15 protein-coding genes are annotated in these 12887 nt (G+C 63.7%); 10 read left to right on the top strand and 5 right to left on the bottom strand.

The genetic code is table 11. The annotated features are described in order from the left end of the window. Positions 1-36: 36 nt before the first annotated feature. The 5 genes from OOZ63_RS24485 to OOZ63_RS24465 form a co-directional block, all read right to left on the bottom strand. Positions 37-444 carry a type II toxin-antitoxin system VapC family toxin gene (locus tag OOZ63_RS24485; RefSeq protein WP_137940658.1) on the bottom strand — a complete coding sequence of 136 codons (408 nt, stop codon included), beginning with the start codon at positions 442-444 and terminating at the stop codon, positions 37-39. Continuing rightward, positions 441-707 carry an AbrB/MazE/SpoVT family DNA-binding domain-containing protein gene (locus OOZ63_RS24480; protein ID WP_266008270.1) on the bottom strand — a complete coding sequence of 89 codons (267 nt, stop codon included), beginning with the start codon at positions 705-707 and terminating at the stop codon, positions 441-443. The genes OOZ63_RS24485 and OOZ63_RS24480 overlap by 4 nt, the downstream gene beginning before the upstream one ends. A gap of 112 nt (positions 708-819) precedes the next feature. After that, complete coding sequence (locus tag OOZ63_RS24475; RefSeq protein WP_266008269.1) at positions 820-1422, bottom strand: hypothetical protein; 603 nt, start codon at positions 1420-1422, stop codon at positions 820-822. 108 nt (positions 1423-1530) lie between these two features. Next, a complete protein-coding gene (locus OOZ63_RS24470) occupies positions 1531-2541 on the bottom strand; it encodes an HpcH/HpaI aldolase/citrate lyase family protein (RefSeq protein WP_266008267.1) in 1011 nt (336 codons plus the stop codon). Between the two features lie 79 nt (positions 2542-2620). Continuing rightward, the gene (locus OOZ63_RS24465; protein WP_266008266.1) at positions 2621-3610 is read right to left on the bottom strand and encodes a malate dehydrogenase; all 990 of its coding nucleotides are present in this window, start codon (positions 3608-3610) and stop codon (positions 2621-2623) included. A 262-nt stretch (positions 3611-3872) separates the two neighbouring features. On the opposite strand from OOZ63_RS24465, the gene OOZ63_RS24460 reads away from it, so the two are divergent. The 10 genes from OOZ63_RS24460 (at position 3873) to OOZ63_RS24415 (ending at position 12885) form a co-directional block, all read left to right on the top strand. Beyond that, positions 3873-4634, top strand: a complete 762-nt coding sequence (locus OOZ63_RS24460) for a GntR family transcriptional regulator (protein WP_266008265.1) — start codon at positions 3873-3875, stop codon at positions 4632-4634. Between the two features lie 95 nt (positions 4635-4729). After that, entirely contained in the window at positions 4730-5173 is a 444-nt protein-coding gene (gene sdhC / locus OOZ63_RS24455) for a succinate dehydrogenase, cytochrome b556 subunit (protein WP_266008264.1), read from the top strand. A 16-nt stretch (positions 5174-5189) separates the two neighbouring features. Continuing rightward, positions 5190-5549: a succinate dehydrogenase, hydrophobic membrane anchor protein gene (sdhD, locus tag OOZ63_RS24450; protein WP_266008263.1), complete on the top strand. Its 360-nt coding sequence runs from the start codon at positions 5190-5192 to the stop codon at positions 5547-5549. Further along, entirely contained in the window at positions 5549-7345 is a 1797-nt protein-coding gene (gene sdhA, locus OOZ63_RS24445; protein ID WP_266008262.1) for a succinate dehydrogenase flavoprotein subunit, read from the top strand. Before sdhD ends, sdhA begins: the two co-directional genes overlap by 1 nt. Before the next feature lie 13 nt (positions 7346-7358). Then, the gene (locus OOZ63_RS24440) at positions 7359-8063 is read left to right on the top strand and encodes a succinate dehydrogenase iron-sulfur subunit (RefSeq protein ID WP_137940649.1); all 705 of its coding nucleotides are present in this window, start codon (positions 7359-7361) and stop codon (positions 8061-8063) included. A 22-nt stretch (positions 8064-8085) separates the two neighbouring features. Continuing rightward, positions 8086-8361: a succinate dehydrogenase assembly factor 2 gene (locus tag OOZ63_RS24435; protein ID WP_266008261.1), complete on the top strand. Its 276-nt coding sequence runs from the start codon at positions 8086-8088 to the stop codon at positions 8359-8361. A gap of 27 nt (positions 8362-8388) precedes the next feature. Beyond that, positions 8389-9699 carry a citrate synthase gene (gene gltA / locus OOZ63_RS24430; RefSeq protein WP_137940647.1) on the top strand — a complete coding sequence of 437 codons (1311 nt, stop codon included), beginning with the start codon at positions 8389-8391 and terminating at the stop codon, positions 9697-9699. Positions 9700-9937: 238 nt separating this feature from the next. After that, positions 9938-10948 carry a LacI family DNA-binding transcriptional regulator gene (locus tag OOZ63_RS24425; protein WP_266008260.1) on the top strand — a complete coding sequence of 337 codons (1011 nt, stop codon included), beginning with the start codon at positions 9938-9940 and terminating at the stop codon, positions 10946-10948. A 24-nt stretch (positions 10949-10972) separates the two neighbouring features. Further along, entirely contained in the window at positions 10973-11899 is a 927-nt protein-coding gene (gene rbsK, locus OOZ63_RS24420; RefSeq protein ID WP_266008259.1) for a ribokinase, read from the top strand. 23 nt (positions 11900-11922) lie between these two features. Beyond that, on the top strand, positions 11923-12885 hold the full coding sequence (locus OOZ63_RS24415; protein WP_266008258.1) for a nucleoside hydrolase: 963 nt from the start codon (positions 11923-11925) through the stop codon (positions 12883-12885). Positions 12886-12887: the final 2 nt, after the last annotated feature.

The raw sequence follows: 12887 nt of genomic DNA, 5'->3' as shown, positions 1-12887 counted from the left end.
GGCTAGATGGGGTCAGCGGGCGGGTCAATGGGCGGCTCAGCGAACCTGGGGAACGATGAGCCTTAGGCCCTTGTAGTAATCGCGAAAAAATCCTTCGTCGCGGGTGATCAAGGCTTGGCACTGCAGCAGGGCATGGGCACCGATCAGGAAATCGGCCACCACCCGCTCGCGCTTGCCGCCACGGTCGCGGTAGCGGCGCTGCATATGGCCGGCGCGCACAGCGGCGGCCTGCTGGATGGGTTCGAAGCGGATGCCGAATTCATTGAGTGCGTCCATCACCGTCTCGCGCGTGTCGAGCAGGGTTTGGACCTCGGCCACGACAGCTTCGCTGATGACGACCTCGCCCTCGCTCAAGGCCTTGGCCAGCACCAGCGAGGATGCCTCACCGTACTCGGCATCGCCGGTCAGCACGTCGACCAGTACGGAGGAGTCAACGGCGATCATGCTTCGTCTTCGCTGGGCGCGGGATAGGGGTCGCCCGGGGCGCGGCCACGCAGCGCACGCATCGCGTCATTGGTGCTGGTGAAGCCTTCGGCCAGCTTGAAGCGTCCGCGCAGCTTGGCCAGCGCGTCATCGACGTTCTTGCTCAAGATGATGCGGCCGCCGTCAAGTTCGACCTTGAGTGTGGTGCCCTTGCTCAGGCCCAGCGCATCACGCACTGCCTTGGGCAGGGTGATCTGGCCGCGTTCGGCAACGGTGGCTTCCATGGCAGGGCTCCGGGTTGGGCGCCGGTATGGCGAGGAAAGTATGCATTGATTCTACATACTTTGGCCTCGCCCGGGAATCCCCGGGCGCCGGTAGGAGTCTGCCGGGCCGGCTTTAGCTGCCGCGCTTGGCGGGGCTGGGCGCGATCCCCAGGCTGCTGGCGTCGGCTTCGACCTCCAGGCCGGAGGCGGCGGCCGATGCGGCGGCAGCGGCGCGGGCAATCTTTGCGGCCTCGATGGCAGCGCGGTGCTCGGGGTGCAGGCACTCATCGACCAGGCGGCGGCCGATGTGGGTGTCCATCAGCATGGACTTGTTGGCGATCTGAATCATCAGGGTGCGGCCGGTCACGTCTTCCAGGCGCAGCGCGCCGGTCGAGGACAGTACCGGCTTCATCGTGAAGGTGTCCTTCTGCCACATCACGTCCAGATATCCCGGCTTGGTATTGCGGGTGATGCTGACCGATTGCTTGAACTCGCAGTCATAGGTGCCCAGATAGGCGCGCTCGGTGGCGGCCAACTGCTCCTCCGATGCGTCCGCCAGCGGCGGCGGGGGCGGCGGCACTGGCTTGACTGCAGGCTTCCCGCGCGGCTTGACCGGGGTCTTCTTTACTGCTTGTTTGGAAGCCGGTTTGGCGGCGGCAGGGGCGGCGGACTGGGCCATCACGGCACCAGCGCTCGCCAGGCTGATCAACAGGGTCAGGGTGGGGAAGATTTTCATGGTTATCTCTGGGTACGGCAGGGAAGGTTCGCGCTGCAATGTAGCCGCATCGGCGACCGGCTCGGGTGAGCGATTGTCACCGCCGTCGCAACGGCGCTGTCCCCTGCTTTACCCCAGTTGGGTGGCGTCGCCGAAATAGGCCTGCTCGACTTCAATTGGCAGGGTCTGGCCCGTGCGGTGAGCGCGCTCCAGTAACTGCCAGAAATAGCGGTAGCTGGCGCGGTCGTGCAGATGGTCGCGGTATTGGATCGGCGCCCAATGTGCCGCCTGGGCGGCATGGATGATGTCGATGGCCTCGTCGATCTCGGCCACGCTGGGTGCGAAGGCGTCGATGATGGGTTGGATCTGGCTCGGGTGAATGCTCCACATCCGCGTGTAGCCGAACTCTCGCGCGGCGCGCCGCGCGGCTTCCTCGATCGCTGCGATTTTCTTGAACTCGGTAACGACACAGTGTGACGGTGTCTTGCCGAAGCCGTGGGCGGCAGCTGCGATCTCGAGCTTGGCGCGCACCACCAGCGGATGGCTGAATTGGCCCTGCAAGCTCATGCCCTGGCGAGGGATTGCGCCGCGATGGGCCGAGACGAAGTCCATCAGGCCGAACGACAGGGACTCGATGCGAGGGTGGGCGGCGATCTGCTGCACCTCGCGCAGCGCGCCGTGTGTCTCGACCAGTGCATGGACTGGCAGTGCGCGGGCGATGCCGTGGCGGGAAAGGCTGGCGTCGATGAAGGCGCAGGCTTGCTCGACATCCTTGATGCCGCGCGGCTTGGGCACCATCAGATAGGCCAACTTCGCGCCGGCGCCGGCGATCAGACCGTCAACATCGGCCTCGAAGCTGGGGTGATCCAGCGGATGGACGCGGGCGCCCACGCGGCCGAATCGATTGTTCGCACTATGGAGCATCGCGAGCACCAGTTGCACATGCTCGGCCTCGCCGCCGATCGGCGCGCCGTCCTCGCAGTCCAAGGTGATGTCGAACACCGGTCCCATCTGAGCCTGCAACTCTAGGCTCTTGGCCATGCGGGCTTCGACGCCGCAGTAGTGGTCGACCACGGGCAGGGCGGCGGCGGCATCGCCTTCCTCAAACAGGGCCAGGCGGGGGTGGAGTGGGGTGGTCACGATGGCGGTCTCAATAAAAAAAGGCCGGCAAAAGCCGGCCTTTGGTTTTGCTCAAGCGAGTGTCGCTCAAGCCTGAGGCTCAGAGCAGGTGCTTGACGCCCGCTTGCTCTTCCAACAACTCGTTCAGCGTCTTGTTGATGCACTCTTGCGAGAAGGCATCGATCTCAAGGCCTTCGACAATCTTGTATTCACCGTTATCGCAGGTGACCGGGTAGCCGAACATCACCTCCTTCGGGATGCCGTACTCGCCGCCCGAGGGGATACCCATCGTGACCCACTTGCCGTTGGTGCCCAGGGCCCAATCCCGCATGTGGTCGATCGCCGCATTGGCGGCCGAGGCGGCCGAGGACAGGCCTCGGGCCGCGATGATGGCGGCGCCGCGCTTGCCCACGGTAGGCAGGAAGGTCTCGCGGTTCCAGGCTTCGTCGTTGATCATGGCCTTGACCGAGGCGCCAGCAATGGTGGCGAAGCGGTAGTCGGCGTACATGGTCGGCGAGTGGTTGCCCCACACGGCCAGCTTTTCGATCTCAGCGACCGGCTTGCCCGTCTTGGCTGCGAGCTGGGAGGCGGCGCGGTTATGGTCCAGGCGCAGCATGGCGGTGAAGTTCTTGGCCGGCAGGTCCGGGGCCGACTTCATCGCAATATAGGCATTGGTATTGGCCGGATTGCCGACGACCAGCACCTTGACATTGCGCGATGCCACAGCGTTCAGGGCTTTGCCCTGGGCGGTAAAGATAGCGCCGTTGATTGACAGCAGCTCCGAACGCTCCATGCCAGGGCCACGCGGGCGCGAACCAACCAGCAGCGCATAGTCGGTGTCTTTGAAGGCCGTCATCGGGTCGCTGTGGGCCTCGATGCCCACCAACAGCGGGAAGGCGCAATCCTGCAGCTCCATGATCACGCCCTTCAGCGCGTTCTGAGCCTTCTCGTCGGGGATCTCCAGCAGCTGCAGGATCACGGGCTGATCCTTGCCCAGCATTTCGCCGGAGGCGATGCGGAACAGCAGTGCATAGCCGATCTGGCCGGCGGCGCCAGTGACGGCAACGCGAACGGGTTTCTTTGTGCTCATGTGAAAGCTCCGGGTGATGACGAAATGTGGGGTTATTTCATGCCCGCTGGCGTGCCGGATGCCAAGCTCCAGCGTTCCGGCGAGTGTGATGCAAGTGTAGGCCAGTCCGAGGGCTTACCCGGGCTGGACCGCCGGCGCGAAATGCCTCAAGCGCGCGATTATGCGATGTTTTCGGGATTTCTTCAGAGCATCTTATGTCTTATAGAAGATATCACTCAACTTTGATGGACGGATGGTACTAACCTGTGCTGCAATGCCGGCCATGTCGACCGCCCCACCGCTGTCCGGCGATTCCGCACGCCCGGACGCTGGCCCCTCTTTCAGTCCGCTGTACCGCCAGATCAAGGGGCTGATCATCGCCAGCCTGCAGGCCGGCGAATGGAAGGCCGGTGAAGCCATTCCCAGCGAGATCGAGCTGGCGACCCGTTTCGGCGTCAGCCAGGGCACGGTACGTAAGGCCATCGACGAGCTGGCGGCCGACAATCTGTTGGTACGTCGCCAGGGCAAGGGGACTTTTGTTGCGACCCACGCTGAGCAGAAGATTCAATACCGCTTTCTGCGTCTGATGCCAGACGAGGGTCAGGAGGCTCTGGGCCGCCAGCTGCTGGACTGCAAGCGCCAGCGCGCACCGGCTTGGATCGCCAAGCAGCTACAGATGCGTGCCGGCGATCCGATGGTCGAGGTGCGTCGGCTGCTGCACAGCAAAAACCATCCGGTGGTGCTGGACGATATCTGGCTGCCCGGCGCCTTGTTCAAGGGGCTGACGGCCGAGCGGCTCGAAAAACATCGCGGGCCGTTCTATGGCCTCTTCGAGGCCGAGTTCGGCGTGCACATGATTCGCGCCCAGGAGCAGATTCGCGCGGTTGCAGCCGATGCCGAGGCCGCCGCACTGCTGCGGGTGACGCCGGGCACGCCGTTGCTGAGCGTCGAGCGCCTGTCCTTCACCTATGGTGATAAGCCGGTCGAGCTGCGGCGCGGCCTCTATAACACCGCTTCACACTTTTACCGCAATGAGCTGAACTAATCCTTGCGCGTTGCGTAGCGCGCACTGCCGCCGCAGAGGTCCTGCTGCATTGCAATAAAATCCTTGGGTTTCATGTTGATTACAGAAGGTTGGGTATGACAAGCACCACCAACGGTACCGCCAAGAAAAGACCGGTCTATCGCAACATCAATATCTTCACCGATGTGCGAACCTACCGGCTGCCGCCGGCCGGCTTTGTGTCCATCCTGCATCGAGTCAGCGGTCTGCTGATGTTCCTGCTCTTGCCCTTCATCATCTGGATGTTCGACAACAGCTTGACGTCTGAGATCTCCTACGACGCCTTCACCAATGCCTTCGTGGCCGGCATCGGCTTTGTGCCGGCTTGGTTCGTCAAGCTGGTGGTGCTGGGTCTGGCTTGGGCCTATCTGCATCACTTCATTGCTGGCGTTCGCCATCTGTGGATGGATGCGACGCACAGCGTGAGCAAGGAACAGGGCCATTCGTCGGCGGTGTTCACGCTGGCCGCCAGCGTGCTGCTGACCTTGGCCGTTGCGGCCAAGCTCTTCGGCCTCTACTGAACGCGAGGTTAAAACAATGAGTACTTTTGGTTCCAAGCGCATCGTCGTGGGGGCGCACTATGGTCTGCGCGACTGGCTGGCACAGCGCATCACGGCCGTGCTTATGGCCTTGTTCACCGTCGTGTTGCTGGTGCAGTTTTTGATGCCCGGCGAGCTGGGCTATGACCACTGGGCGGCGATCTTCTCATCTCAGTGGATGAAGGTGCTGACTTTTGTCGTGATCATCTCGCTGGCCTACCACGCGTGGGTGGGCATGCGCGATATCTGGATGGACTATGTGCAGCCCGTCGGTGCTCGCCTGTGCCTGCAGGTGTTCACGCTGGTATGGCTGGTGGGGTGCGCCGGCTGGGCGATCCAAGTGTTGTGGAGACTGTGATGACGGTGGCAAATTCGATTCCTAAGCGCAAGTTTGATGTCGTGATCGTCGGTGCCGGCGGTTCCGGCATGCGTGCCTCCTTGCAGCTCTCGCTGGCCGGCCTGAATGTGGCCGTGCTGTCCAAGGTTTTTCCGACCCGCTCGCACACCGTGGCCGCCCAGGGCGGCATCGGCGCCAGCCTGGGGAATATGTCGGAAGACAACTGGCACTACCACTTCTTCGACACCGTCAAGGGCTCGGACTGGCTGGGGGACCAAGACGCGATCGAGTTCATGTGCCGCGAGGCGCCCAAGGTCGTCTACGAGCTTGAGCATTTCGGCATGCCCTTCGACCGCAATGCCGACGGAACGATCTATCAGCGCCCCTTCGGCGGCCACACCGCCAACTACGGCGAAAAGCCAGTTCAGCGCGCCTGCGCGGCGGCCGACCGCACCGGCCACGCGATGCTTCACACGCTGTACCAGCAGAATGTCAAGGCCAAGACACAGTTCTTCGTCGAATGGATGGCGCTGGATTTGATCCGCGACGCCGAGGGCGATGTGGTGGGCGTGACCGCGCTGGAGATGGAGACCGGCGAAGTCCACATCCTCCAGGCCAAGACCGTGCTGCTGGCCACCGGTGGGGCAGGGCGCATCTTCGCCGCCTCGACCAATGCCTTCATCAACACTGGTGATGGTCTGGGCATGGCGGCGCGAGCCGGCATCCCGCTGGAAGACATGGAGTTCTGGCAGTTCCACCCGACCGGCGTGCACAACGCCGGCGTGCTGCTGACCGAAGGCTGCCGCGGCGAGGGTGCGATTCTGCGCAACAGCAATGGCGAGCGCTTCATGGAGCGCTATGCGCCGACCCTGAAGGACCTCGCGCCGCGCGACTTCGTTTCGCGCTGCATGGACCAGGAGATCAAGGAAGGGCGCGGCTGCGGTCCGAACAAGGACTACATCCAGCTGGACATGACCCATCTGGGCGGCGACACGATCATGAAGCGCCTGCCTTCGGTGTTCGAGATCGGCCACAACTTCGCCAATGTCGACATCACCAAGGAACCGATCCCCGTGGTGCCGACCATCCACTACCAGATGGGTGGCATCCCGACCAATATCCACGGCCAGGTGGTCGTGCCCAAGGACGGTAAGCCCAATGCGGTGATCAACGGCCTGTACGCGGTGGGCGAATGCGCCTGCGTCAGTGTCCACGGCGCGAACCGCCTGGGTACCAACTCGCTGCTCGACCTGCTGGTGTTCGGCCGGGCGGCCGGCAACCACATCGTCGACGCCGGCCTGAAGGCCCAGCAGCACAAGGACCTCCCTGCTGATGCGGCCGACCGCTCGCTGGCCCGCCTTGCCCGCCTGGACGCAAGCACCAGTGGCGAGTACGCGCAGGATGTTGCCAACGATCTGCGTGCCGCAATGCAGCAGCATGCCGGCGTGTTCCGCACCCAAGCCATGCTCAATGAGGGCGTGGCCAAGATCGCCGAGATCGCCAAGCGCGTGGCCAATATCACGCTGAAGGACAAGTCCAAGGTCTTCAACACCGCCCGCATCGAGGCGTTGGAGGTCGAGAACCTGATCGAGGCGGCTCAGGCCACCATCGTCTCCGCAGCGGCCCGCACCGAGAGCCGCGGCGCCCACACGGTGGACGACTATGGCGACACGCCCGCCCATCCGAATGGTCGCAATGACGAGCAGTGGATGAAGCACACGCTGTGGTACTCGGAAGGCAACCGCCTGGACTACAAGCCGGTCAACTTGAAGCCGCTGACGGCCGAGTCGATTCCGCCCAAGGTCCGTACGTTCTAAGAGGTAAATCATTATGACCAAGCGTACTTTTCAGATCTACCGCTACGATCCGGACAAGGATGCCAAGCCCTATATGCAGACCCTCGAGGTCGAGCTGGACGGCTCCGAGCGCATGCTGCTGGACGCACTGAACAAGCTCAAGGCCGTTGATCCCAGCTTGAGCTTCCGTCGGAGCTGCCGTGAGGGCGTCTGCGGCTCGGACGCGATGAATATCAACGGCAAGAATGGCCTGGCCTGCCTGACGAACATGCGTACCCTGCCGGGCACCATCGTCTTGAAGCCGCTGCCGGGCCTGCCGGTCGTGCGCGACCTGATCGTCGACATGACGCAGTTCTTCAAGCAGTACAACTCGATCAAGCCCTATCTGGTCAACGACACGCCGCTGCCCGACAAGGAGCGTCTGCAGTTCCCTGAAGAGCGCGAAGAGCTCAACGGCCTGTACGAGTGCATCCTGTGCGCCAGCTGTTCGACCAGCTGCCCCAGCTTCTGGTGGAACCCGGACAAGTTCGTCGGCCCCGCCGGCCTGCTGCAAGCCTATCGCTTCATCGCCGACAGTCGCGACGAGGCCACCGGCGAGCGTCTGGATAATTTGGAAGATCCGTACCGCCTGTTCCGCTGCCACACCATCATGAACTGCGTCGATGTCTGCCCGAAGGGGCTGAACCCGACCAAGGCCATCGGCAAGATCAAGGAATTGATGGTCCGGCGCGCCGTCTGACGATGCCCGGCCACGCTCAGTCATGACTGCTGTCAACACCCTGATCGACGAAAGGGCGCTCTCCAAGCTGCGCTGGCGCTGCCGGCGTGGCCTGCTTGAGAATGATCTCTTCATCGAGCGTTTTTTCGCTCGATACGACCGCAGTCTGACCGAGCATCAGGCCGAGGGCCTGCGCGTACTGATGGATCTGTCCGACAACGATTTGTTGGACCTGTTCTTGTGCCGCAAGGAGCCCGAAGGCGAACTCGATCGCGCCGATGTGCAAGAGGTCCTGGCCATGCTCAGGACCGCCCCCTGAATCCCCAAGAAGTCATAAGGAACGCCCATGACCCCGTCTGACGTCAAAGCCACCCTGTCGTTCTCCGATGGCAGCCCGCAAATGGATCTGCCGCTGTACAAGGGCACGATAGGCCCGGATGTGATCGACATCCGCAAGCTGTACGCGCAGACGGGCAAGTTCACCTACGACCCAGGCTTCCTGTCGACAGCTTCGTGCAACTCGACCATTACCTATATCGATGGTGACAAGGGCGAGCTGCTGTATCGCGGTTACCCGATCGAGCAGCTGGCCACCAGCTGTGACTACCTCGAAACCTGCTATTTGCTGCTGTACGGGGAGCTGCCCAACCCAGCTCAGAAGGAAGACTTCGTCGCCCGTGTGACCAACCACACTATGGTCAACGAGCAGATGCAGTTCTTCCTGCGCGGCTTCCGCCGCGACGCGCATCCGATGGCTGTGATGACCGGCCTGGTCGGCGCGATGTCCGCCTTCTATCACGACTCGACCGACATCAACAATCCCGAGCACCGCGAGATCGCCGCGATCCGCCTGATCGCAAAGATGCCGACCCTGGTGGCGATGGCCTACAAGTACACCATTGGCCAGCCCTATATCTACCCGAAGAACGATCTGAGCTACGCCGGCAACTTCATGCGCATGATGTTTGCCACCCCGTGCGAAGACTACAAGCCCAACGATGTGCTGGTGCGTGCGATGGACCGCATCTTCACGCTCCATGCCGACCACGAGCAGAACGCGTCTACGTCGACCGTGCGTCTGTGCGGCTCTTCGGGCACCAACCCGTTTGCGGCCATCGCGGCCGGCGTGGCCTGCTTGTGGGGCCCGGCTCACGGTGGGGCCAACGAGGCGGCGCTGAACATGCTGGGCGACATCCAGAAGCAGGGCGGAGTCGCCAAGATCGGCGAGTTCATCAAGCAGGTCAAGGACAAGAACAGCGGCGTCAAGCTGATGGGCTTCGGTCACCGCGTCTACAAGAACTACGACCCTCGCGCCAAGCTGATGCGCGAAACCTGCCACGAAGTCCTGGACGAGCTGGGTTTGCACAACGACCCGATGTTCAAGCTCGCGATGGAGTTGGAGAAGATCGCGCTGGAAGACGAATACTTCGTCGCCCGCAAGCTCTACCCGAACGTCGACTTCTACTCCGGCATCGTGCAGCGCGCCATCGGCATCCCGGTGCCGCTGTTCACGGCGATCTTCGCTCTGGCCCGCACGGTCGGCTGGATCGCCCAGCTGAACGAAATGATCGGCGACCCGGAGTACAAGATCGGCCGCCCGCGCCAGCTCTTTGTCGGCTCGACACCGCGCGACGTCAAGCCAATCGCGCAACGCTGATCCAGCGCCAGCGGGCCGCCTGCCCGCTGGCTGTTGCGAAACCCGCCCGGCCATGCGGCCCGGCGGGTTTTTTGACGTCTTAGCTGCCAAACCAGGGAAAGCCCCAGGCCGCCAGACCCGGATATTTGCGCAAACCGCGCTGCCTGCCTGCTGTAGCGCTGCTTGTTTCAGCTATGCTTTGCGGTTGGCAAACGTTTGCCACTGTGTGATCATTGATGATGGAAAGCACTGAGTCCTTGTGAGTACGATCAAAGATGTTGCGGCCCTGGCGGGGGTATCGTTCACCACAGTCTCCCATGTGCTGAACGACACCCGCCCCGTCAGTGCCGATGCTCGGCGCCGGGTGCTGGCGGCGGTCGAGGAAATCGGCTATCTGCCGAGCGCGGTGGCACGCTCGTTGCGCAAAAGCGAGACCAAGATCGTGGGTGTGCTGGTGCCCAACGTCAACAATCCCTTCTTCGCCGAGCTGGTCTGCGGCGTCGAGGAGTGCTGCCGGTTGGCCGGCTACTCGGTGTTCCTGTGTAATTCCGACAACGACCCGAAACGCCAGCAGCAGTACATGCGCACGCTGCTGGAGAAACGCATCGACGGGCTGTTGCTGTCCTCGGCCGGCGATGCTGCATCGCTGGCCCGCATCTTCAAGCTCGCCACCGTGCCCTCGGTAACGGTGGACCGGCTGGTGCCCGGTGCGCGCGCCGACCGGGTCAGCGTCAACAATGCCGATGGCGCCTACAAGGCGGTCAAGCATCTGCTGGATCTCGGCCACCGCCGCATCGCCTGCATCAGCGGGCCGGCCGAATTCGAGGTCACTGCAGAGCGAGTCGACGGGTGGCGCCGTGCGCAGCTTGATCGCGGTATCACGCCTGATGAGAGTCTGCTGATCGAAAGCGACTTCAGCAGCGCCGGCGGCTACGAGGCGGCGCGCCGCCTGTTGCGTGCGCAGGCCGGTATCACGGCATTGTTCGCCAGCAATGACATGATGGCCTTGGGCGCGCTGCGCGCAGCCGCCGAATCGGGGCTCAAGGTGCCGCAGCAGCTCTCCATTGTCGGATTCGACGATATCGAACTGAGCGGCTTTGTCTACCCAGCGTTGACCACGGTGGGTTGTTCGATCAAGGAGCTTGGTCGCGAAGCCGCCCGGGTTCTGGTCGATCGCATCGAGAACCCGGCGGCGCCGCTGAAGGATGTGCTGCTGACGCCGCGTCTGGTGGTGCGTGAAAGCACCTCCGCGCCGCAGCGACTGGGCTGAAAGAAAACAAAGGAAAGAAGTTTCATGACGCAGCGCGCAAATGCAGCCCCCCAGGTGGTGGTGGTCGGCAGCATCAACATGGACATGATCTCGCATTCCCGGCGTCTGCCCGGGCCCGGCGAGACCCTGATGGGTGAGGCGTTTGTGATGGCGCCCGGCGGCAAGGGGGCCAACCAGGCCGTGGCTGCGGCCCGGCTGGGCGCGCCGGTGGCCTTTGTCTCGCGGGTCGGCACACGCCAGCATGGCGCGGAGCTGCTGGCCGCGCTGGCCGAGGAGGGCATCGCGACCTCCGGCGTAGTTGTCGATCCGGCGGCGCTGCCCGGTGTCGCCGTCATCATGGTGGCCAGCGAGGGGGGTGAGAACTCCATCGTCTATGTGCCCGGCAGCAATGCCCAGCTCAGCGCAGCTGATGTGCAGGCCAGCGCTGCGCTGCTGCAGTCGGCCAAGGTCGTCGTAGCCCAGCTGGAGGTGCCGGTGCCGGCCATCACCCAGGCCTTCGAGCTGGCCCGCGCGGCCGGCGTCACGACGATTCTGAATGCGGCACCAGCGCTGCCGGTCGGCGATGCCTTGCTGGCCTTAAGTCGCTGGTTGATCGTCAACGAGACCGAGGCCGGCCAGCTCGCGGGCATGGCCAGCGGTAGCGTCGACGAGGCAGGGGCTGCCGCTCGGGCGCTGCTGCAGCGCGGCCCACAGCAGGTCGTGGTGACGCTAGGTGCGCAAGGCGTGCTGCTGTGCAGCGCGGCCGGCGTCCAGCATCTGCCGGCCCGCGTCGTCCAAGCGGTCGACACCGTCGGTGCCGGCGACACCTTTGTTGGTGGCCTAGCCGCAGGTCTGGCCGAAGGTATGAGCGCGGCCGATGCGGTGCGCCTGGGCCAGGCTGCGGCAGCCATTGCGGTCAGTCGCAGCGGCGTTCAGTCGGCAATGCCGCGCCGCACCGAAGTTACTCTTTGAACAACCGAACTGGTGCTTGCAGTATGAAAGCCTCTGCCGTAATTTTTGACACCGACCCCGGCATCGACGACGCGATGGCGCTGCACCTGCTGGCGCGCCACCCGGCCATCGAGCTGCGTGCGCTGACCACTGTGTTCGGCAACGCCCCCATCGCGACGACCACTCGCAATGCGCTGAGCCTGTCTGCCTTCTACGGCCTGGACCTGCCTGTGGCACAGGGCGCGGCTGGCCCATTGCACACGCCGGCCGAGCAGGACTTTCCGGCGCATGTGCACGGTGACGACGGTCTGGGCGGTATGTTCACGCGGCTGCCGCCGAGCACGGCCCAAGCGGATGCTCGCCCGGCCCATCAGCTGATTTGCGACCTGATCAATGCAGAACCCGGCGAGATCACGCTGCTGGCCGTCGGCCCGCTGACCAATGTCGCGCTGGCCCTGCGCCATGACCCGACGATCACATCCAAGGTCCGCCAGGTCGTCGTGATGGGCGGCGCCTTCGGCACCCATGGCCATGGCGGCAATGTGACGCCGGTGGCCGAGGCCAATATCATCAACGATCCCGAGGCGGCCGACATCGTCTTCACGGCCGACTGGCCGGTCGTCATCGTCGGCCTTGACGTGACCCAGGAGGTGGTGATGAAGCATCACTACTTGGCCGCACTGCAAGGCAAGGACGGCGCCGTTGGCGACTTCCTGTGGGAGGCGACCCGCCACTACCAGGACTTCTATCATGAGCGCGACGGCATTGGCGGCATCTACTCGCATGACGCCAGTGCGGCGGCGTTCTGCATCGCACCCGAGCTGTTCAGCCTGCGCAGCGGCCCGGTGCGCGTCGTCACCGAGGGTATCGCCCGCGGCCAGACCATTCAGGACTTCCACAAGCCCACCGGCGAGCAGACGCCCTGGAGCAGCTGTCCGCCGCAGCAGGCCTGCATTGCCGTCGATGCGGCCGGCGTGCTGAATCTGTTTGCCCAAGCCTTCAATTGAGG

The organism is Paucibacter sp. PLA-PC-4 (assembly GCF_026241155.1).
Classification (GTDB): domain Bacteria; phylum Pseudomonadota; class Gammaproteobacteria; order Burkholderiales; family Burkholderiaceae_C; genus Roseateles_E.
This window is presented reverse-complemented; position numbering and strand designations above follow the sequence as displayed.

Bases quoted from the DNA above. Each gene is read 5' to 3' on its own strand.
- OOZ63_RS24485 (WP_137940658.1), bottom strand. From the start codon at position 444: ATGATCGCCGTTGACTCCTCCGTACTGGTCGACGTGCTGACCGGCGAT.
- OOZ63_RS24480 (WP_266008270.1), bottom strand. From the start codon at position 707: ATGGAAGCCACCGTTGCCGAACGCGGCCAGATCACCCTGCCCAAGGCA.
- OOZ63_RS24475 (WP_266008269.1), bottom strand. From the start codon at position 1,422: ATGAAAATCTTCCCCACCCTGACCCTGTTGATCAGCCTGGCGAGCGCT.
- OOZ63_RS24465 (WP_266008266.1), bottom strand. From the start codon at position 3,610: ATGAGCACAAAGAAACCCGTTCGCGTTGCCGTCACTGGCGCCGCCGGC.
- OOZ63_RS24460 (WP_266008265.1), top strand. From the start codon at position 3,873: ATGTCGACCGCCCCACCGCTGTCCGGCGATTCCGCACGCCCGGACGCT.
- sdhC (WP_266008264.1), top strand. From the start codon at position 4,730: ATGACAAGCACCACCAACGGTACCGCCAAGAAAAGACCGGTCTATCGC.
- sdhD (WP_266008263.1), top strand. From the start codon at position 5,190: ATGAGTACTTTTGGTTCCAAGCGCATCGTCGTGGGGGCGCACTATGGT.
- sdhA (WP_266008262.1), top strand. From the start codon at position 5,549: ATGACGGTGGCAAATTCGATTCCTAAGCGCAAGTTTGATGTCGTGATC.
- OOZ63_RS24440 (WP_137940649.1), top strand. From the start codon at position 7,359: ATGACCAAGCGTACTTTTCAGATCTACCGCTACGATCCGGACAAGGAT.
- OOZ63_RS24435 (WP_266008261.1), top strand. From the start codon at position 8,086: ATGACTGCTGTCAACACCCTGATCGACGAAAGGGCGCTCTCCAAGCTG.
- gltA (WP_137940647.1), top strand. From the start codon at position 8,389: ATGACCCCGTCTGACGTCAAAGCCACCCTGTCGTTCTCCGATGGCAGC.
- rbsK (WP_266008259.1), top strand. From the start codon at position 10,973: ATGACGCAGCGCGCAAATGCAGCCCCCCAGGTGGTGGTGGTCGGCAGC.
- OOZ63_RS24415 (WP_266008258.1), top strand. From the start codon at position 11,923: ATGAAAGCCTCTGCCGTAATTTTTGACACCGACCCCGGCATCGACGAC.